We start from the raw sequence: 19,973 nt of genomic DNA, 5'->3' as shown, positions 1-19,973 counted from the left end.
CGGCGCGGTGGTGGGCTCGTCGGGTATGGAAGCGACCACCTCTCCTCCTTCCGCGGCGCCGGCGCCGCAGACCAGGGCCCGGGAAGACGGCGCGTCCGGCGAGGACGCGCCCCTCCGCTTCGAGACGGAGCCGGGCCGTTACAGGCACTGGAAACTCTCGTTCGAGGGGGCGATCGCGCGCGTGGCGATGGACGTCGACGAGGACGCGGCGGCGCGGCCCGGCTACCAGCTGAAGCTCAACAGCTACGACATCGCTGTCGACATCGAGCTCGCCGACATCGTGCAGCGGCTGCGCTTCGAGCACCCCGAGGTGAAGGCGGTCGTCGTGACGAGCGCGCAGCCGCGGATCTTCTGCGCCGGCGCGAACATCTACATGCTCGGGTCGTCGACGCACGCGTTCAAGGTCAACTTCTGCAAGTTCACGAACGAGACGCGCCTCGCGCTCGAGGAGGCGTGCTCCGAGAGCGGGCAGCGCTACCTCGCGGCGCTGAACGGCGTCGCCTCGGGCGGCGGCTACGAGCTCGCGCTCGCGTGCGAGGAGATCCTCCTCGCCGACGACGGGAGCAGCGCCGTCTCGTTCCCGGAGACGCCGCTGCTCGCCGTGCTCCCGGGGACCGGGGGGCTCACGCGGCTCGTCGACAAGCGCAAGGTGCGGCGCGATCTCGCGGACGTATTCTCGACGCTGGCCGAGGGGGTGCGCGGCAAGCGCGCGGAGCAGTGGGGCCTCGTCGATCGATCGATCCCGAAGAGCCGCTTCGAGCAGGCGGTGGCCCAGCGCGCCGCCGAGCTCGCGGCGGCGACGCCGGACAGGGCGGGGCCCGGGGTGAGGCTCTCGCCGCTCGAGGCGCGGCGCGCCACGGCGGGCGACGTGTCCACCTGCGACTACCGCCACGTGTCGATGAAGGTGGACCGCGCCGCCAGGACCGCGGAGATCCGCGTGCTCGGGCCGGATGGCGAAGGGCGCGAGACGCGCGAGACGCGCGAGGCGCCGACCGACGCCGCCGGGATGCGCCGGGCGGGCGCGGACCTGTGGGCGCTCCGCGCGTTCCGCGAGCTGGACGACGCGCTGCTCGACCTCCGCTTCAACCACCCGACGGTGGGCCTCGTGCTCCTGCGGACGTCCGGCTCTCCCGCCGCGGTGCGGGCCGCGGACGAGGCGCTGTGGGCGAGCCGCGACGACTGGTTCGTGAAGGAGGTGCTGCTCCACATGCGGCGCGTGCTCAAGCGGCTCGACCTCACGGCGCGCAGCGTGTTCGCGCTGATCGAGCCGGGCTCCTGCTTCGCGGGGAGCCTGTTCGAGCTCGCCCTCGCGGCGGACCGCTCCTACATGCTGGACGGCGGAGGGGACGAGGGGCAGGCAGGGGCGCCCGCGTCGATTGCGCTGAGCTCGCTGAACTTCGGTCCGCTCGTCATGTCGAACGGCCTGACGCGGCTCGCGTCGCGCTTCCTCGGCGCGCCGGAGCGCGTGGCCGCGCTGAAGGAGAAGACGGGCCTCCTGTCCGCCGAGGAGGCGCTGGAGGAGGGCCTCTGCACCTTCGCGCCGGACGCGATGGACTGGGACGACGAGGTGCGGCTCGCGATCGAGGAGCGGGTGAGCCTGTCGCCCGACGCGCTCACCGGGATGGAGGCGAGCCTGCGCTTCTGCGGGCCCGAGACGATGGAGACGAAGATCTTTTCGCGGCTGTCGGCCTGGCAGAACTGGATCTTCCAGCGCCCCAATGCGGTGGGTCAGCGGGGCGCGCTGACGGTATACGGGCGGCCGGAGCGCCCCGAATTCGACTGGAGGCGGACATGAGCGCGGTCGTCAACTCGGAGAGGATCCCGAACAACGTCGATCTCGCGTCGGACAGGAAGCTGCAGCGCGCCCTCGAGGCGTGGCAGCCGAAGTTCCTCGACTGGTGGCGGGAGACGGGGCCAGAGGGCTTCCAGGCGGACGACATCTACCTGCGCACGGCGATCAGCGTCGATCACGAGGGGTGGGCGCATTTCGACTACGTGAAGATGCCCGAGTACCGCTGGGGCATCTTCCTCGCGGATCGGGTGGCGGACCGGACGATCGGCTTCGGCGACCACCTGGGCGAGCCGGCGTGGCAAGAGGTGCCGGGGGAGCTCCGGAACATGCTGCGGCGGCTGGTGGTGACGCAGGGAGACACCGAGCCCGCGAGCGTGGAGCAGCAGCGGCTGCTCGGCCAGAGCTGCCCGAGCGTCTACGACCTGCGGAACCTGTTCCAGGTGAACGTCGAGGAGGGGCGGCACCTCTGGGCGATGGTGTACCTCCTGCACAGCCACTTCGGCCGCGACGGCCGGGAGGAGGCGGAGGGGCTCCTGGAGCGGCGCAGCGGCGACCCGGACAAGCCGCGGATCCTGGGCGCCTTCAACGAGCCGTGCACGAACTGGCTCTCGTTCTTCATGTTCACCTACTTCACGGATCGCGACGGCAAGTACCAGCTGCTCGCGCTCGCGGAGAGCGGCTTCGATCCGCTGTCGCGAACGACGCGCTTCATGCTGACCGAGGAGGCGCACCACATGTTCGTCGGCGAGACGGGCCTGCTCCGCATCGTCGAGCGCACGTGCGAGCTGATGAAGCGCAACGCGAACGAGGACGCGCGCGCCGAGGGCGGCATCGATCTGCCGACGATGCAGAAGTACCTGAACCTCTGGTACTCGCTGTCGCTGGACCTCTTCGGCGGCGAGATCTCGTCGAACGCGGCGTCGTTCTTCGCCTCGAGCGTGAAGGGCCGCGCGAAGGAGGCGTCGTACGACGACCACCGGGCGCTCGACGGCGTGTACGTGATCGACGTGCCGCAGGTGCCGCAGGCATCCGCCGCCGGGGGCGGCGCGGTGACCGGCTGGCGGCGCGAGGAGGTGCCGCTCAGGAACGCGATGAACGAGGTGCTGCGCGACGAGTACGTGGCCGACTCGCAGCGCGGGATCGACAAGATGAACCGGGTGATCGAGGCGTCCGGCGTGTCGTTCAAGCTGAGCCTGCCGAGCCGGCGCTTCCACCGGAGCTCGGGGATCTACGCGGGGCTCCACTTCGACGTCGACGGCAACCCGCTCTCGAAGGAGGCGTGGGAGCGCCGGCGCGACGCGTGGCTGCCGACGGCGAGCGACGAGGCCTACGTGCGGAGCCTGATGGAGAAGCCGGTGTTCGATCCGAAGCAGATGGCGAACTGGATCGCGGCGCCGACGAAGGGGCTCAAGGGCAAGCCCGTCGACTTCGAGTACGTGCGGCGCGGCTAGGGCGCGCCCGCGTCGGGCGAAGGCGCGCCCGCGTCAGGGGGAGGTGCGCCCCCGCCCGCGGGCGCCTTCTTCGGCGGGTCGCCGTGCTCGTCGGTGAGCTTCTTCACGAGCCCGTCGAGGAGCACCTGCTCGTGGTACTGCGGCATCGCCGGGAGCTGCACGGCGACGTGCACCCCGGCGCGGCCGTCCACCACCTCGATCGCCCCCTGCGTCACCCTGCCGCCGCTCTCCGGGCTCCGGTACTCGAAGAGCAGGTAACCATTGGCGACGTCCTTCTCGACGATCTTGAAGCCGAGATCGACGCGCACGAGGCGCAGCGCCGTGCCGAAGGTCTGCTCGAAGGTGTAAGGCGACTCATAGGCGACGCTGGCGCTGGCGTGCCGCTCGCCGAGTCCGCTGGCCACGGGGACGGCGAGCGCGACGAGGACGACGAGCGCGATCGACGGGAGGCGGCGCATGACCGCGGCGTAGAGGGGCTGGCGAGGACGGGCCAAGTTCCTTGCTACGGAGCGAGCGGTTATGCTGGCGTCGATCTCGATGGACCGACCCTACGTCGAGCAGCTCCGCATCCAGGGCTACGGCTGCGTCCAGGACGCGACCCTGGAGCTGACGCCGCTGCATGCGCTCATCGGGCCCAACGACAGCGGCAAGAGCACGGTGCTGCGGGCGCTCCGCACGCTCTCCTCCGTCCTCGAGCGGGCGCTCGGGGCGCCGTCGCTGGACACGCTCGGGCGCGCCGGCCCCACGAGCAAGGCCCCGGACGGCGCCGTGTTCGAGGTGTCGGCGGCGAGCACGACGTGGCGCGTGGAGCTCGACGCCGGGGGGCGAGTCCGGTCCATGTCGTTCCCCAGGGATCTCGAGCCCCCTTCCCTGCTCGACGACGCAGACGGGGACGACGACGCGGGCGGCGCGCCCAGCCCGGAGCGCCCTGCGCTGGACATCGTCCAGGCGCTGCGCGGGGCCCAGATGCTCCGCCTCGATCCCGACGCGCTGAGGGCCCCGCACCCGCTCATCCCCGACGGGCACCCGCTCTGCTTCGCCGACGAGCGCGGCACGGGCCTGCCGGCCGTCTACGACGCCGTCATCAGCCGCGACCTGTCGGCGTACGTCGATCTGAACGAGGAGCTCACCCGCCTGTTCCCCAGCGTGAAGAGCCTCCACCTCGCCAACCCGAGCTCCACGACGAAGGCCATCGGCGTGAAGCTCGAGGGCGGCGCCGTGGTGCCGGCGTCGCTGATGAGCGAGGGCATGCTGTATTACCTCGCCTTCGCCGCGCTGCCGCACCTCGATCCGACGCCCCTGCTCCTCGTCGAGGAGCCCGAGCACGGGCTGCACCCCGCGCGCATCGCCGACGTGATGCGCGCGCTGCGCCTCGTCTCCGAGAAGACCCAGGTCCTCCTCGCGACGCACAGCCCGCTCGTGGTGAACGAGCTGCAGCCGGAGGAGGTCACGGTCGTCACCCGCGCGGGCGAGCGGGGGATGAGGGCAACGCGCATCCTGGACACGCCGGGCTTCGAGGAGCGGGCGAGGGTGTACGCGCTGGGGGAGCTCTGGCTGAGCTACGCCAACGGCGGGGACGAGGCGCCGCTCCTCGGAGGAGGGCCGCGGCCGTGATGAAGGCGCCCGATCGGATCCGGGTCTTCCTTGTCGGCGAGGGCGAGGGTGAGCTGGGCAGCCGCGCCGGGGCGCCCGCCTACCAGTCGGACAAGCACCCCGGCGTGCTCGTCACGCTGCTCTCCCGCGTCCAGCCGAGCGGATGGGTCGTCGGCGGCGCCCGCGAGTGGAGGAGCATCCGGAAGTACCAGGCGCGCGGCGCGGCCCACGAGGACACGCACCACGTGCTTGGCGCGGCGCTCGACGCGCAGGAGGCCGGGTGCGAGATCCTCGCGTTCGCCCGCGACATCGACCGCGATCCGGCGCGCCGCGAGGCGATCGCGGAGGGCATCCGGCGCGTCTCGTCGGCCCTGTCCTCGCCGCCCGACGTGATCGGCGGCGTGGCCGCGCCGGCGCTGGGGGGCTGGATCCTCGCGCTGCTCGGGGAGAAGGCGACCGAGGAGATGTCGCCCCTCAGGGCGCAGGCGATGCTCGCTGCGAAGGGCATGATGCCGGGCGACGGCGCCGCCATGGTGCGCGTGGCGGAGGACGCCGACCTCGACGCGGTCCCCCCGGACGCCACGTCGCTCGGCGAGTGGCTCGCGCGCGCGCGCGCGGTGCTCCCGCGGCGGGCAGGGCGCGTCGTGAGGTGAGCGCTGACGTCCTCACGATGAAACAGCCATGGTCGGTAGTGGCTATCCCAGAAGTCGAAGCGTGCGAGCTGCTTCGGCGGCGACCCTTGCGCGTTTGTCCTTCGCAAACGTCTCGATGAGAGGTCGATCCTGTTCGCGGCCGAACTCTGACAGGACCGCGAGGGCGCCGATGAGCTGCGCTGTTTGGCCGGCAGAGCTCGTGAGAATCGAGAGCGCGCGGTCGCGGTGGTCGACGCGCCTGTGGAGCTTGCGGAGGTAGCGCCGAGCGTAAAAGCGTACATTGGCGTTGCCGTCGAGGCATGCGTCCTCGATGCGATCGGCGTCTGCGCGCCGACGATACTCACGCAATGCCAGGAGTCGGAGGGACGGGCTGCGATTGTCTGCGAGCAGCCGAAGAAGAGGTTCCACCTCATGTTGTGGAACGACGGAGAGCGCGGTCCGCCCTGCCCATCGTCGGACGGGAGGGCTCGCGTCTTCGAGGGCTTGAGCGAGGCGCGGGGTGAGCTCGTTCGGAAACAAGCGAGCAAGGTGAGTGAACGCGCTCAGGCGCAAGGATTGGTCTGGCGAACGGGTCGCGAGATCGAGCTCGGTGACGGCCAGGTCCGGAAAGCGGGACATGAAGCCGTCGACGTCTTGCAGAACACTGGAGCGCGCGCCCCGTGGCGTCTTGATGACCATGTCGATGAGCGGGAGGCACCAAACCAGGTGCTGGACGCTCGAGTACGCCAGCAGAGAGGCCCAGGCATCGCACGCCTGTTCAGCGACCTGGTGAACGGGGTCGACGATCCGGTTTGCGACGCCAGCCAGCGAGATGGCTTCCACTCGGACGGCGAGCGCGGAGACGGCGCGCTGGCGCAGGTAGCCGTCGCGCTGCATGGCGAGACAAACCAGGAGCGGGGTCGACAGACTGGAGATATCGAAGGGGAGCAGCGAAGAGAACTCGGTGAGATCGAGACCGACCCTGGCGTAGGCTTCACGACTGCGCAGGATCCGGTCGAAGTAGCGAAAGGCGCGCGCCCCGTCCCGCTCGAGGCAACCCCGCAGGGTCGGGGAGTGCGTGGCGTCGTCCACAAGCGCGTCCCGAACCAGCTTGTGAAGGTTGAGCATGCGTTTCGTTGGCCAATGAAGGAGAGCGGAGAGCGAGGGGCATCGCTGGCGGCCTGCTGCCCCCTGCCTTCAATTCTCAGTCAGCGGCGGCGGCACTGCGGCGCCGCGGAGAGCGCGGCCCTCGCCGCCTCGCGCAGGCCGTGCGGCGTGTCCTTGTCGAGGAGCGGCTTGAGACGCGCGGGCAGATCCGCCGGGTGCACCGACCCGAGCGCCGCGAGCGCCGCCGAGCCGAGCCGCTGATCGTGCTCGCCGATCGGCGCCTTCGCCCGGAGCGCGAGCCGCGTCCACAGGTCGACCGAGCTCGCGTCGCACATCGCCCCGAGCGCGAGGATCGCCCGCGCGCGCACCTCGAGGTCCTCCTCCTTGTCCTCCGCCCGGTCGCGCACGGCCTCGATGTGCGCGGTCGCGCGGTGCGCGCCGAGGCCGTCGAGCGCGTGCCGGCGCACCTCGGGCGAGCTGTCGGCGAGCGCCCCGACGAGCGCCCGGTCGCCCGCCGGCGTCGCCGGCATCGCGCCGATCGCGAGCGCAGCGCCGCCCCGGATGAACGTCCACGGGTCCGAGGTGAGCCGCGCCGCGAGCGCCTCGGCCGCGCCGGCGGGCAGCGTCGCGCCGGCAGCGGCCGCGCGCGCGAGCGCCACGATCGCCGCCTCGCGCACGCGCGCGTCCGGATCGGAGGCCGCCGCGAGCAGGTCCTGCGCGAGCGACGGCACGTCCGCCGCGACCTCGGCCGCGCGGAGGCGCACGTGCGCGTCCGCGTCCTTCCGGAGCGACGCCCGGAGGTACGCCTCCGCCGGCGCCTCGCCCGCGCGCGCGAGCGCCGCGGCCGGCGCTTGCAGCAGGTAACGCCGCTCGAAGGGCGCGCCGCCCGCCGAAGCGAGCGCCTGGAACGCCGCCCCGCCGCCCTTCACCCGCCCGAGCGCCGGCCCGAGCGCGCGCAGCAGATCGAGCTGCGCGTCCTCCGGCCGGGCGCGGAGCCGCTCGATCTGCACCTCTTCCTCGACCACGGAAGCGGCCCGCTCGCTCCGCGCCGCCAGCGCGAGCGCAGCCCGGAGCTCTCTCCGCGCCGCGCCGCGCGCCTCGGCGAGGGCGTCGAGCAGCGCCGGGATCGCCTCGGCCGGCGCGACGAGCGCGAGCTCGCGGGCCGCCGCGACCCTGGCCGCGGCCGCGCCCGCCTTCACGATCTCCGCGAGCGCCGGCGCGGCCGCGCGCCCGCAACGGCGGATGCGATCGCGCGCGTGGTGGAGCTCCGGATCGGGCTCGGGCGGCGCAACGCGAGCGGCGCGCCCCGGCGCGGCCGATGCCGACCCGGACGCGCGCCCCGCGGATGCCGCGCCGGGCGCGAGCTGCGCCGCCGATGACGCGCCGGACGCCAGCCGCGCGGTGAGGAACGGGATCTGCATCGCGCAGGGCGCCGTGTCGATCACGCCCCGGGCGAGCTGCCTGCCCGCGGGGTCGAGCCTGTCATAGCCGGCGATCGCCGCCTCGACCGCCTCCGGTCCGCCGCGCGCGAGCAGCGCCGCCGCCGCCCTGGATCGCTCGCCGCCGCCCGCGAGCGCGCCCACGAGCGCCGCCGGGCCCTGCCCGTCGAACGCCGTGCGCGCCGTGACCTCGGCGATCGTGACCCGCACCTCCGGAGCCGAGGGCGCGCCGCGGCCCCCCCCGGCCCCCGCCGGCGCGTACGCGTCGTCGAGCACGACGGCGATGCACGAGGCCTTGATCTCCTCGGGGAGCTTCACCTCGTAGCCGGCGGACTCCTTGAGCCACGCGTCCTCGGGCAGGCTCACCTGGAAGAGCCGGTCGGGCGTCGCCACGAAGAGCGTGCGCGGCGCGGCGCCGCCCTCGACGCCGTCGGGCGGCTTGATGCGCAGACCCAGGCCCGTGATCCCGACCTCGTCCGCCGACGAGAACGACACGAACTCGCCCCGGCCCGCGCCCGCCTTGCCCTCGGACCACGCGGTCTTCGGGTCGCCGTCGGCGATCTCCGCGAAGCGCTTGCCGAGCGCGCTCGACGCGGCGGTCGGGCGCAGCAGCCGGAAGGCGGCCGCCGCCGCGTCGGCGTCACGGCGCTCGGCGACCAGCTTGCCTGCGGCGCGCCGCTCCTCTGCCGAGAGGTTCTGGAAGCTGGCCCCCTTCAGGAGCGTCATGGTCCGGGGATCGACCTCGCTCGCGCCGACCAGCGCCGGCCGCCCGCAGAGGGTCACGTCGTCTCGCAGCTGCCCGACGAGCACACGGCTGCCGCTGCCGCCGAGCGGCTCCACGACCACGGCGTCGCTCCGCCCCTCGCCGTGCTCCCCTGTGGCGACGCCGGTCCAGCCGCTCCAGAGCGCGAGCGGCTCCGTCCCCTTCCCCGCGAGCGGCGCCGCGAGCAGCATCACCCAGCTGCCGCTCGCGCCTTCCGGCGCGCCGGCGCCCGCCGGCTTTCCGCCGGCCGATACCTCGATCTTGGCGAGGCGCTTGCCGTCCGCCAGGGTGACCGGCACGACGCGCGCGCCGCCGAGCAGCGGCGCCACCTCGGACGGCACGGCGAGGACCTTACCGCCGTCGGGCGCGCACGCCGCCGCAGCGGGACAGGCGCGGGCAGTGATCCCGCCCGGATCGATGCGGACAGCGAGCGCCTGCTGGCCCGCCGCGTGAGGGAGCACCACGGGCGCGACCTGCGCGGCGGCGCTGCCACCGACGGCCGCGGAGGCCGCGATCACCCCGGCCGCGGCGCCAAGGCGGGGCCGCCGGAAACGAAACGGCGATCTGGACATGCGCGCCATCCTAGTCGCCCGGCGCGGCGAAACCGCTCGAGAGTTGATCGAGAGTTGACGCCTCGATCACAGCGCCGCTCCCCCCGGACCGGCGCTGCGGCGCGTCGTCCAGGCGGGCCCGCCGCGCACAGCGGGCCCGCGGCGCCCTCGCTACTTCGGCGTCTCCGTGGCGGGGATCCAGAAGCCGCCCTCGTCCGGCGGCGTCATCCCGAGCGCCTTCGGGAGCACGTTGGTCCAGCCCGCCACCGTCTCGAGCAGGTAGATCTCCGCGCCGGCCTCGATCTCGCCGATCGGCTTCTCCTTCTCGTCGCGCCGCGCGCGGACCGGGATCGCCCTCGTCGCCTTCACGATCGGCGGCGCCTTGTCGAGCGCCAGCTGCGCGCCGGCCACCGCGGTCGTCGGCGGGATGTACTGGTCCATCATCTCGCCCTTCTTCAGCGGCTCGAGATCCTTGAGGCGCGCCCAGGCGTCGATCGTGAGGTCGCCCCGGGACATCAGGTGGACGAAGCCGGACTTCGCCTCGGTGCTCCAGAAGAGCTGGGCCGTCCCCTCCAGCATCCTCAGCGTGAAGATCACGTCGCCGTCCGGGCGATCGAAGAGCTCGATCGTCGACGTCTTCATCAGGTACCCGCGGGCGCTGCCGGGGATCTCCATCTTCGTGGAGACGCCGCGCTGCAGCGCGAAGGCGTCGCAGGGGGCCGAGGCCTTCGCCGTCTGCCTCTCGGTCCCGGAGATCGAGAGCTCCGCGCGCAGCGAGTCGCCCGTGGCCGCGACGAGCTTCACCTTCTGCGCGCTCGAGATCCACACGTGCCCGGCGATGACCGGGATGTCGCGCGTCGTGAACACCGCGACGTCCGTGGGCGCGATGTAGCCGTCGATCCGCAGCGCAGGCGAGCTGTCCGACGTGCTCAGCCGCGCGCGGCCCGCCGCCGGATCCGCCGGGATCGCGCTCAGCGTCATCGGGACCAGCGCGCCGGTGAAGCTCGCGACCGTCCTGCCGCCGCTCGGCGCGTCATGCAGCCGGGCGCCCTTGGGCACCGGCGCCGTCCCCTTCAGCTTGCACGCCGGCCCCGACACCGCCTGGACGACCGTCGCGGTCGCCTGCGCGGCCGCCCCCGTCACCTGCGCGGCCGACACCACCACCTGGGCGGGCTCTGCCTTCGCCTCGGAGACGGCCGGCGTGCCCGGGAGCCCCGCGCAGAGGACCCCCCCAAGAGCCAGAAGACCGAGTCCCAGAACGTCGCTTCTCATCCACTTCCTCCGACACAGGCCGGCAGCCCCGCTCGCGCGGCGAGCCCGAGCGCGGTCCCCAGCTGTCGAGTCTCCCTGGAACCGCCGGCCTGCTCTGCGCGGCGGCGCACTCACTGCGGGGCCGCCCGGCACGCCGAGCCGCCCCTGCCGTTGGTCGGATCATCCTAGCGGAACATTCAGGCCTCGCCCGAGAAAGGTCCTCCACCGCAGCGCTTCGACCGTTTCGGGTGTATGGAGCAGGGCGCCCGCCGCGGCACGCGCCGGGTCGCCCGGCTGGACGGTACCTGCCTCTCCGGGAAGCCACGCCATGCACGGATTCGATCTCGCCTTCGCCTCCCCTCGCAAGCTCCCCCGCGCCCGCGATCTGCGCGGCAACGTCGCCGTTCTCGACATCGCCTTCGCCTCGGAGGCGGGGGGCAAGAGCTTCGAGACGGTCACGCTCCCCCTCATCCAGGACCTCGGGCCGCGGCTCGCCGCCTGGGTCGACCACCACGACAGCGCCCACCACGCGCGCTTCGCCGGCGACCCCCGCTTCATCCTGTCGACCAAGGCCGAGCACGGCGCCTGCCCCGAGATGATCACGCCGGAGCTCGTCGCCCGCGCCGGGCGCGTCGACACCCTCGTCTGCCACGTCGACTTCGACGGCCTCGCCAGCGGCGCGAAGTGGATGCGCGGCGGCGTCGAGCCCTACCCCGGCTGCGACGACGACGCCCGCGCCATCGACACCCGCATCGGCGTCCCGGGCCCGGCCGCCACCCGCATGGACCGAGCTCTCCGCGCCCGCCCCCGCGATCAGGCCCTCTTCGGCCTCATCGTCCGGCACCTCGCGTCAGGCCTCTCCGATCCGTCGCTCTGGACTCCCATCGACCAGGCCGGCGCCGAGCTCGCCACCATGGAAGCCGAGACCCGCCGGATCGCGCTCCGCTACGAGCGCGTCGAGCCGGGCCTCGTCCTCGTCGACGCCTCCCAGCGGGGCGGGGCCTACGACAAGACACTGCTCCTCCTCATCGGGCAGGAGCGCGCGCCCATCTCCGTCGTCGTCGACAACGACAGCATCACCTTCGCCGCCCGGTTCGACAGCGGGGTGAACTTCCTCGAGACGTTCAAGATCTCCGGAGGGATGCCGACCCGCATCTCCCTCCAGCGCTCCCGGCTCCAGGAGGCGCTCGTGGCCCTCGGGGTCAAGGCGACCGACGCGAGCCGGCTCGCCGCGACCCCCTGAGCCCCCTCCTCACCGCGATCCCGCCGACATCGTTGACGCTGTGGGCCTCGACTGCTAGGGGGCATTGCAGATCTGCAATTTGCAATTCTGCAATGAACAGCTGATCCGAGGCGTCACGTCTGCGCCGAGCGCGAGGGGGTATGGCAGCGACAAACTTATCTTCGACGGCGAGCAGCGGTGTCGACGAGCTCCTGTTCCGGAACGACTCCGTCTCGCTCTGTCTCCTGGTCAATCGACGGCACCGGACGCTCCGCATCGTCGACTTCCGCGCGGGCCCCACGCCGTCCAAGCGGAGCTTCGTCCTGTCGACCGCCAAGCGCGAGGGGGTCGAGAAGATCTTCACGCTTGTCGAGCGCGACGAGGTGTCGACGTGGACCCGCCTCGGGTTCACGCGGGAGGGGTCGATCCCCGGCTTTTACAAGCGCAGCGACGCCTGGATCCTCGGGGCGGTCGTGTCCGAGATGACGTCGCGGCTGCGCACGAGCGGCGACGGCGAGGAGGGCGGCGAGGGAGACGAGGGAGACGACGTCGCGGCCTCTCCGGCGGTCCTGCTCGCGGAGCGCACGATCGCCCGCGCGAGGCGGCTGCTCCGGGAGGCCGCGGGGCGGCCGCTGCCCGCGATCAAGATCGCGCCCGCGAGCGGCGTCGAGCTGCGGCGCGCGGTCGCGGCCGCGCAGCGGGCGGGGCGGGCGCTGACGGGCTTCGAGCCGTTCGGGCGCGACGCGGTGCGGACGGGCTACGTGCTGTCCGCGCGGGGCGGCTTCGCGCTGCACGCCGCGTGGGAGATGCAGTCGTGCTTCGGCAACTCGTTCCTGGAGCTCCTGTGCCCGCCGCGCCACGAGGCGGAGCGGCTCGCCACGACGGCCGCCATCGGCGCGCTCTGCGACCGCCTCGTCGAGGAGAAGGCCGTGAGCACGTTCACCTTCGCCCCCGCGGACGACCAAGAGCTGTGCGCCGCCCTCCTCGCGAACGGCTTCCGCCGCTCGGCCGTGCTGGCGCGGCACCTCGTCGTCGGCCGCGCCCGCAAGGACGCCATCCTCTGGGCGAAGAAGCTCGTCGCGCCCGAGGCCTGAGCCGCCGGCCCGCGAGGGCCGGGGCGAGGGCTACGGCGCGATCGTGACCTCGTAGTCCTCGATGACGGTGTTGGCGAGCATCTCGTCCGCCATCTTCTTCAGCCGCTGCTCGAGGTCGGGCGCGCTGCCGAGCGAGGGGTCGAGCTCTATCTCGATGAGCTTGCCCACGCGCACGCCCTTCACGCCGGGGAACCCGAGCGAGGTGAGGGCGCGCTTCACGGCGTCGCCCTGCGGATCGAGGACCTCTTTCTTCAGTCGGACGTTGACGACGGCTTTCACTGGCTTTGCTCCACGCGCTCTTCGCGCGACGCGATGGCGGTGCGCACCTGCGCCCCGCGACGATTCATGGGCGCGGCCGCGCCCGCCTCACACCCCGAGGTTGCGCGGGATGCGCACCGCCGGGTCCTCGAGGTCGGGGACGAACGCCGCCCCGGTGATCCGCTCGAACGCCTCGATGTAGCGGCGGGACGCCTCGATCCGGACCTCGTCCGGGATCGCGGGGATCGGCCCGTCGCCCTGGAAGCCGCGCGCGGCGAGCCAGCGGCGCACGTACTCCTTGTCGAACGACTCCGGGTCCTCGCCGGCCGCGAAGCGCTCGCCGTAGGACGAGGCGAACCAGAAGCGGGACGAGTCGGGGGTGTGGATCTCGTCGATGACGACGATGTTGCCGTCCCGGTCCTTGCCGAACTCGTACTTGGTGTCGACGAGGATGAGCCCCTGCTCCGCGCACGCGCGGGCGCCGTGCTCGAAGAGCGCGAGGGCCATCTCGGCGGCGGCGTCGAAGTCGCTCGGCGCGATCGTGCCGAGGGCGAGGATCTCCTCGCGCGAGGCGGAGAGATCGTGCCCGCCCTTCGGCGCCTTGGTGCTCGGCGTCAGGATGGGCCGCGGCAGGCGCTCGTTCTTGCGGAGTCCCTCGGGGAGCCGGTGGCCGCAGAAGACGCGCTCGCCGCGCGCGTAGTGCGTCCAGATGCTTGTCGAGGTCACGCCCGTCACGTAGGCGCGCACCACCATCTCGACCGGCAGGGGCACACACTCGATCGCCTCGAGGACGTTCGGGTCGGGCTGGGAGATCATGTGGTTCGGCGCGACGCTCCGCGTGCGCTCGAACCAGAAGGCGGAGAGCCGGTTCAGCACCTGGCCCTTCAGCGGCAGCGTGCCGAGCACGCGATCGAAGGCGCTGATGCGGTCGGTGACGACGAGCAGGCGGCGGCCGTCCGGCGTCGTGTAGCAGTCCCGCACCTTGCCCTCGTAGCGGGCGAAGGGGCCCGCGAGCGAGGTGCGCTCGAGCACCCTGCCGAGCGCGGTGCGCAGATCGTCCTCGGTGACCATGGGGCGCGGCTTACCCGGGCTCGCGGGCCGAGTCGACAGGTTTCGAAGGCGCCGGCCGAGTTCCCTCCCCCGCGCCCGCCCTGGAGCCCCGTTGGTCTCCGGCCGGGGGGGTGGTAATAGGGCCGCCCATGGCAAACCGAAGAAAGATCGCCCTAATCGGCGCCGGCAACATCGGCGGGGAGCTCGCGGCCCTCATCGCGCGCAAGGAGCTCGGGGACGTCGTGCTGTTCGACATCCCCCAGAAGACGGACTTCGCGAAAGGCAAGGCGCTCGACCTCGAGCAGAACGGCGCCGTGCTGGGCTACGACGCCTCGATCAAGGGCACCTCGAGCTGGGCGGACTGTGCAGGGGCCGACGTCCTCATCGTCACGGCCGGCATCCCGCGCAAGCCGGGCCAGAGCCGTGACGACCTTGTCGCGACGAACCTGCCGATCATTCGCAGCGTGGCCGACGGCGCGAAGGAGCACTGCCCGAACGCGCTGGTGATCGTCATCTCGAACCCGATCGACGCCATGGTCTACGAGTTCAAGCGCCGCACCGGCTTCCCGCGCGAGCGCGTGCTCGGCATGGCGGGCGTGCTCGACAGCGCGCGCTTCCAGCTGTTCCTGGCGCGCGAGGCGAACGTGTCCGTGAAGGACGTGCGCGCGATGGTCCTCGGCGGCCACGGCGATGACATGGTGCCCATCCCGTCGGCGTGCACGATCAACGGCGTGCGCGCGACCGAGCTCATCAGCAAGGAGAAGCTCGACGCGCTCATCGCGAGGACCCGCAAGGGCGGCGGCGAGATCGTCCAGCTCATGGGGACGAGCGCCTACTACGCGCCCGCATCGAGCGCCGTCGCGATGGCCGAGAGCTACCTGCTCGACCAGAAGCGGCTGCTCCCCGTCGCGGCCTACCTGGACGGCGAGTACGGCTACAAGGACATCTTCATGGGCGTGCCGGTCATCCTCGGCGGCAAGGGCATCGAGAAGATCGTCGAGCTGCCGCTGACCGCAGAAGAGAAGGAGATGCTCGCGAAGAGCGCGAAGAGCGTGCAGGGCATCACCGACGTGGTGAAGGCCGCGAGCTAGCGCCGGTCGCGCGGCGCGCCGCGCGTCACGAAGCGCGCGAAGAGAACGCGCGCCAGGAGCGGGAGGGAGAGGAGAGAGCGAAGGGCTCTCCCTCTCCCTCGGCGCTTCAGCGGTTCACATCGCACCGCCGTAGAGGCCATCCAGCACGGCCGTCAGCTCGCGCCGGGAATCGCGGGCGAGCTCGCCTGCGCTCGCGCCGCCCGCCGGCATCTCGGTGGCCGCGACGCCTTCCCCTGCGGCGATGTCGCTGATGCGCTGGCAGATCAGGTTCATCATCTGCCAGCCCTCGGTGAGCGCGCCCCGCAGCGGGCCGAGGTCCAGGCCGGGGAAGCCCTTCAGAAGGCTGTGCCCGAGCTTGAAGTGCTCGGCGTCCACCTCGGCGTGCGTCGCGAAGTAGTCCGAGTCGGGGAAGATCTGCTGCGCCGCCGTGAGGAGGATGTCGGCGCAGCGCTCGATGACGAAGTGGACGAGGACCGTCCGCTCCTCGGTGGACGCCGAGCCCATCCGCTCGATGAACCACGACGACGCCGCGGCGATGCCGCGGTCCCAGGACGGCGAGCTCCGCGGGTCGTGCATCCTGGAGAGCCTCCGGTTGTGCCCGACCTCGTCGGCGAGGTGGCGCTCGGCGATCGCGATGGCCCCGGGGTGCGACTCGAAGACGACCCTGGCGCACAGGACCTTCTGGAACGCGTTCGACCAGATCTGGAGCGCCCCGAGCATCCGCCGCTTCACGTCGTCCCGGAGGGCGCGCTCGGACCGGATGAGCTGCATCAAGGGGCTGCCCGCGAACTCCCGCGCGTGGACCTCGTTCTCCTCGACGAGGAGATCCACGGGGGACACGGCGCGATCCGGGGACGCCTCGTCCGCGCTGTCCTCCCGCCCGAGCGCCGCGCACAGACACGGCGTGTCCCAGCGAGGCTCGCTTTCGTCGAGCTCCTCGAGATGGATGGATATGGCGGAGAGCCCGCCCGGCGCGCCGCCCACGAGCCCCTGCAGCCCGCCGGGAGGGACCATCACGACGTCTCCCGCCTGGACGCTGCAGGGCGAGTCCCCGATGACCTCGCCCGAGCCTTCGGTCACGACGAGCATGCCTTTGCCTAGGAGCGCACGAGGCCTGAGCGGCTGACCTTCGAGCAGGCGTACCCATCGCAAGGACAGGTGGCAGACTTCGGGCAGGTAAGCCGAGAGCTCCGAATGTTTCCGGAGTTCCTTGAACAGCCCCAGCAGGGTGCGCTCATCCGCCTTGAGAGACTCGATCGCGAGGATGTCGGCTGTGTTGACTACGCGCATCTACACGGTCCTCCGGGTCGACATGATGGTGCGTCGACTCTGCACGGCTTGATCGCCTGTGTCTAGATCACACTCGGGCATGAAGGCGAATCGTACGGACCTAAAAAGGAAGGATTCCCGCGGTTCTTTTCATTCACGCTTCCCGCTCCCTGCGCCGCCGATTCTCAGCATCTCTATTTTTCTGCTCGTCTGTTTATCTGCCCCTCTGCTCCCCTGCCCCGCTCCTGCCGTGATTCCGTGATTCCGTGATTCCGTGCGAGACCGCCGTGTGTTGTGGCAGGATGCGTGCATGAGCCAGCCGCAGCTCGTACCCGCCATCCGTCGCGCCGCCGAGGCGGACCTGCCGGCGATCGTCCATCTCTTCTCGATCCCGGACGAGGGCAACGCGAAGACGGACCACCCCGGCCCGCCGCTCGATCCGCGCTACCGCGAGGCGCTCGCCGCCATCGCGGAAGATCCGAACAACGCGCTGCTCGTCGCGGAGGTCGAGGGGCGCGTCGCCGGCGCGTTCCACCTGACCATCATCCAGTACGTGGCGAACCGCGGAGCACGGGTGGCGCAGATCGAGAACGTCATCGTGGACCCGAGCCTGCGGGGCCGCGGGGTCGGCGAGGCGATGATGCGATGGGCCATCGACGAGGCGCGGCGGCGGGGGTGTTTCCGGGTGCAGCTCACCTCGAACAAGGCGCGGCTGCGCGCGCACCGCTTCTACGAGCGGCTCGGCTTCGTGGCGAGCCACGAGGGGATGAAGCTGAAGCTGTAGACACGAGCAGCCGCGCGGCCAGCGGGATCGCCACGGCGCGGGGGGCGCCGCCTCAGCGGCCGCTCACGAGGAGCGGCCCCCCCTCGGCCCCGAGCAGCGACAGCGGGAAGACCTGCGCTCCGGCCAGCACGTCGCCGCAATAGCGCTCCACGTCGGGGCCGCGCAGCGGCAAGGCCGCGAGCTCGTCCAGCGTGACCCAGCGCGCCTCGAGCGAGTGCTCGTCCGGCTGGCTCTTCGGGGGCGTGGCGTCCCGAGGGCGCGCGAGGAAGATCACCCGGAAGCGCGCCTGCAAGGGGCCCGGGCTGTGCTCGATGCGCAGGATGCCCTCCAGCTCCACCGGGACGCCCGTCTCCTCCAGCGCCTCGCGCCGCGCCCCCTCCGCGAACGTCTCCCCGGGCTCGACGCGGCCCGCCGGCAGATACCAGAGCTGGTCGTGCTTGCGCTCGTGCACGAGGAGGAACCGGTTCCGGTGCCTCACCAGCACCACAGCGATGCACCAGGTCGGGATGGCCGTGCGCGACATGATCGAACCTGCGACAGCTTATCCCGGGGCGCCGTTCGCCAGAAGGGGGGACGCGAGGATCACCCCGGCGCCGCGCCAGCCGGAGCCGCAGCCCCGGGGGGCTCGCTCGGCACCGCGAACGCGGCGATGGTGAGCACCGCCATGAGGGCGCCGAACACGAGGAGCCCCATGAACAAGGCGATCCCGGCGTGCAGCGCCACGGTGGCGACGACCCAGGGCAGCCGCGTGCGGCGCGGCCAGATCAGGAAGCCATAGCCGATCTCCACGAGCAGCACCGTCCACCCGGCGACCGCCGCGAGCCAGGGGGCGCCGGCGAGCCACGACAGGTCGAACTGCCGGTATTCGGGCAACATGACCGAACGCCAGATCGCCTCGCCGTCCCACCACGGCTCGCCCGATGCCTTTCCCAGCCCGCTGACGAGGTAGGCGAACGAGAGGTGCAGCTGCACAACGCGCAACCCGAGCCGGGCTGCCGGCGTGGGCCCTCCCCGCGCGCGCCCGAGCCGGCGATCCATGGAGAAGGCGGCCTCCGAGGGCATCCAGAGGAGATAGAAGAGAAAGATGCTGGCGAAGCTGTCCACGCCATAGACGGTGGAGCTCGCGGTCGTCACCAGCATCAGGTGGGTGAGCCACGCCAGGAAGGCCGCGGCCCTCGTGCACCAACCGACCAGGAGCGCGGCGAGGGCAACCACGTAGATCACCCCCGTGCCCAGGATGACCGGATCCTCCCCGATCCCGAGCGGGGCAAGGAGCTCCACCGCCCAGCCGATGCGTGGAAGATCGGTCCTCGCGAACACGTCGCGCAGAGGCCCCTGGAGGATCCCGGACCGGCCGTAGAGCTCGAAGAGCGCGGGCGCGACGAGCGCCGCTTGAAGCAAGAGCACGGCCGCGAGCCCGATGCGGAGGGCCGCGAGCGGCGCCGCGGAGGCCGGCGCGAGCGCGAAGCGCTCGATCGCGCCGAGGACGCGCGCGGGCTCGCCGCCCGCGGCCGCCCCGCGGAGGCCGATCGAAGGGTCCTTCACCGCGCACCCCCGCTCGCCTCTCGAGAGGTCCGGAGCTTCGAGCGGATCATGAACTTCGCCTCGTACTGCAGGTTCCAGCTGGACCGCTTCCCCTCCCGGTACTCCCGCATCGACGGCAGATCGCACGTCTCCAGTCGGACGAGGATGCTCTCGGCCGCGGGGTGTCTCGCCAGCACCTTGCCCGCCCACGAGGCGGCGATCGAGCGCTGGATCGTCGGATCCTCCACGCTCAAGAAAGGCGTGATGAGGTTCAGTATCCGGATCTCCGTCTCGCGGCTGGCGCCCGACTCGAGGGCGTCGGTGAGGGTCGCGCCGCCGGCACCCGAGACGTGAAAGCTGGCCCTGGGCAGCGGGGTGATGCTGTCCGCGAAGAAGGCATAGCCGCTCTCGGCCCCGGAGAGCGCGCCGTAAACCGCGAGCGCCCGCGCAAGCCGACCGTCTCCCTCGGGATGGATCTGGAGAGCCCCCATGACGACGAGGCCTAGATGGCCCACGACGGCGATCAGGGCTGCGGCGTGACTCCGGCTGTTCCGCTTTCCCTCCATGCAGCTCCCTCCGGGTGTGCCCGCCTGCGAGCGACCGCGAACCTGACCGACGAGGGCGAGACGGGGAGAGGGCCGCCCGTCCCGCTCTCCTGCCGCGGCGCCGGCGCCCTCAGCGGTCCGTCCTGTCCCCTCTCGGGCGTCCGCGGGCCGAGGGTGCGAAGCCCTCCATCGGACCGCCGCCGGTCATGTCACCGCCAGTGCCCGTACCAGAGACCATGCCAATGACCGTGCCAGTGACCATGCCAATGACCATGACCGTGCCAATGACCGTGCCCGTGCCAGTACCCATGCCAGGGCCTGTACCAATGACCATACCAGGACGCGTACCAGGGACCGTACCAGGGCCGCTGGCGTGCAGGACGAGCGTCGGCTGCATCCGCGGCGACGGGAGCTCGTGTTTCCGCGATGAGGACGAGCTCCTCGACGGGCGTCGTGGGTGAGGCCGAGGCGAGCTGCGCTGCCCCGAGGCATGCGAGCGGCGCGGCCAGCAGGCCGATGATGTTGATGCGCTTCATGTCCATCCCCCCGTGTGACGG

The 19,973-nt window shown here is 72.0% G+C and carries 18 protein-coding genes; 8 read left to right on the top strand and 10 right to left on the bottom strand.

What is annotated here, in order from left to right:
• The first annotated feature begins 25 nt into the window (after nucleotides 1–25).
• The gene (gene boxC / locus WMF46_RS06035; protein WP_437984721.1) at nucleotides 26–1,795 is read left to right on the top strand and encodes a 2,3-epoxybenzoyl-CoA dihydrolase; all 1,770 of its coding nucleotides are present in this window, start codon (nucleotides 26–28) and stop codon (nucleotides 1,793–1,795) included.
• Nucleotides 1,792–3,243 (top strand): benzoyl-CoA 2,3-epoxidase subunit BoxB, encoded by a 1,452-nt coding sequence (boxB, locus tag WMF46_RS06030; protein ID WP_437984720.1) that lies wholly within the window; start codon nucleotides 1,792–1,794, stop codon nucleotides 3,241–3,243. The genes boxC and boxB overlap by 4 nt, the downstream gene beginning before the upstream one ends.
• On the opposite strand, the gene WMF46_RS06025 is transcribed toward boxB, so the two are convergent.
• Entirely contained in the window at nucleotides 3,240–3,737 is a 498-nt protein-coding gene (locus WMF46_RS06025; protein WP_437984719.1) for a hypothetical protein, read from the bottom strand. The two genes, boxB and WMF46_RS06025, sit on opposite strands and share 4 nt — an antisense overlap.
• Before the next feature lie 43 nt (nucleotides 3,738–3,780).
• Here WMF46_RS06025 and WMF46_RS06020 point away from each other — a divergent pair, with 43 nt between their 5' ends.
• A complete protein-coding gene (locus tag WMF46_RS06020; protein ID WP_437984718.1) occupies nucleotides 3,781–4,857 on the top strand; it encodes an AAA family ATPase in 1,077 nt (358 codons plus the stop codon).
• Nucleotides 4,857–5,489 (top strand): hypothetical protein, encoded by a 633-nt coding sequence (locus WMF46_RS06015; protein WP_437984717.1) that lies wholly within the window; start codon nucleotides 4,857–4,859, stop codon nucleotides 5,487–5,489. The genes WMF46_RS06020 and WMF46_RS06015 overlap by 1 nt, the downstream gene beginning before the upstream one ends.
• Nucleotides 5,490–5,531: 42 nt before the next feature.
• On the opposite strand, the gene WMF46_RS06010 is transcribed toward WMF46_RS06015, so the two are convergent.
• From WMF46_RS06010 to WMF46_RS06000, 3 genes are all read right to left on the bottom strand, one after another.
• A complete protein-coding gene (locus tag WMF46_RS06010) occupies nucleotides 5,532–6,596 on the bottom strand; it encodes a hypothetical protein (protein WP_437984716.1) in 1,065 nt (354 codons plus the stop codon).
• Between the two features lie 80 nt (nucleotides 6,597–6,676).
• A complete protein-coding gene (locus WMF46_RS06005; RefSeq protein WP_437984715.1) occupies nucleotides 6,677–9,349 on the bottom strand; it encodes a HEAT repeat domain-containing protein in 2,673 nt (890 codons plus the stop codon).
• A gap of 150 nt (nucleotides 9,350–9,499) precedes the next feature.
• Nucleotides 9,500–10,600 carry a hypothetical protein gene (locus WMF46_RS06000; protein WP_437984714.1) on the bottom strand — a complete coding sequence of 367 codons (1,101 nt, stop codon included), beginning with the start codon at nucleotides 10,598–10,600 and terminating at the stop codon, nucleotides 9,500–9,502.
• A 307-nt stretch (nucleotides 10,601–10,907) separates the two neighbouring features.
• Here WMF46_RS06000 and WMF46_RS05995 point away from each other — a divergent pair, with 307 nt between their 5' ends.
• Nucleotides 10,908–11,822, top strand: coding sequence for a hypothetical protein (locus WMF46_RS05995; protein ID WP_437984713.1), 915 nt, complete (start codon nucleotides 10,908–10,910; stop codon nucleotides 11,820–11,822).
• A gap of 140 nt (nucleotides 11,823–11,962) precedes the next feature.
• On the top strand, nucleotides 11,963–12,895 hold the full coding sequence (locus WMF46_RS05990; protein WP_437984712.1) for a hypothetical protein: 933 nt from the start codon (nucleotides 11,963–11,965) through the stop codon (nucleotides 12,893–12,895).
• 30 nt (nucleotides 12,896–12,925) lie between these two features.
• Here the strand turns inward: WMF46_RS05990 and purS are convergent, their stop codons facing one another.
• Together purS and WMF46_RS05980 are read right to left on the bottom strand one after the other, a co-directional pair.
• A complete protein-coding gene (gene purS / locus WMF46_RS05985) occupies nucleotides 12,926–13,174 on the bottom strand; it encodes a phosphoribosylformylglycinamidine synthase subunit PurS (protein WP_437532982.1) in 249 nt (82 codons plus the stop codon).
• 87 nt (nucleotides 13,175–13,261) lie between these two features.
• Nucleotides 13,262–14,224 carry a phosphoribosylaminoimidazolesuccinocarboxamide synthase gene (locus WMF46_RS05980; protein WP_437984711.1) on the bottom strand — a complete coding sequence of 321 codons (963 nt, stop codon included), beginning with the start codon at nucleotides 14,222–14,224 and terminating at the stop codon, nucleotides 13,262–13,264.
• Between the two features lie 128 nt (nucleotides 14,225–14,352).
• Between WMF46_RS05980 and mdh the strand changes: the two genes are divergently transcribed.
• Nucleotides 14,353–15,294 carry a malate dehydrogenase gene (gene mdh, locus WMF46_RS05975; protein ID WP_437984710.1) on the top strand — a complete coding sequence of 314 codons (942 nt, stop codon included), beginning with the start codon at nucleotides 14,353–14,355 and terminating at the stop codon, nucleotides 15,292–15,294.
• Between the two features lie 114 nt (nucleotides 15,295–15,408).
• Here mdh and WMF46_RS05970 read toward each other — a convergent pair whose 3' ends face one another.
• Nucleotides 15,409–16,584: a hypothetical protein gene (locus tag WMF46_RS05970; RefSeq protein WP_437984709.1), complete on the bottom strand. Its 1,176-nt coding sequence runs from the start codon at nucleotides 16,582–16,584 to the stop codon at nucleotides 15,409–15,411.
• 289 nt (nucleotides 16,585–16,873) lie between these two features.
• Between WMF46_RS05970 and WMF46_RS05965 the strand changes: the two genes are divergently transcribed.
• Nucleotides 16,874–17,347, top strand: coding sequence for an N-acetyltransferase family protein (locus tag WMF46_RS05965; RefSeq protein ID WP_437550071.1), 474 nt, complete (start codon nucleotides 16,874–16,876; stop codon nucleotides 17,345–17,347).
• Between the two features lie 52 nt (nucleotides 17,348–17,399).
• Here the strand turns inward: WMF46_RS05965 and WMF46_RS05960 are convergent, their stop codons facing one another.
• Genes WMF46_RS05960 through WMF46_RS05950 form a run of 3 tightly spaced genes read right to left on the bottom strand, consistent with a single transcriptional unit; the run spans nucleotide 17,400 to nucleotide 19,437 of the window.
• Entirely contained in the window at nucleotides 17,400–17,870 is a 471-nt protein-coding gene (locus tag WMF46_RS05960) for an NUDIX domain-containing protein (protein ID WP_437984708.1), read from the bottom strand.
• A 59-nt stretch (nucleotides 17,871–17,929) separates the two neighbouring features.
• On the bottom strand, nucleotides 17,930–18,892 hold the full coding sequence (locus WMF46_RS05955; RefSeq protein WP_437984707.1) for an HTTM domain-containing protein: 963 nt from the start codon (nucleotides 18,890–18,892) through the stop codon (nucleotides 17,930–17,932).
• On the bottom strand, nucleotides 18,889–19,437 hold the full coding sequence (locus WMF46_RS05950; protein ID WP_437984706.1) for a hypothetical protein: 549 nt from the start codon (nucleotides 19,435–19,437) through the stop codon (nucleotides 18,889–18,891). Before WMF46_RS05950 ends, WMF46_RS05955 begins: the two co-directional genes overlap by 4 nt.
• Nucleotides 19,438–19,973 lie beyond the last annotated feature (536 nt).

This window comes from Sorangium sp. So ce117 (genome assembly GCF_051524395.1).
GTDB lineage: Bacteria > Myxococcota_A > Polyangia > Polyangiales > Polyangiaceae > Sorangium > Sorangium cellulosum_B.
The sequence above is the reverse complement of the archived record's forward strand: the minus strand, read 5'-3'. Positions and strand labels throughout refer to the sequence as shown.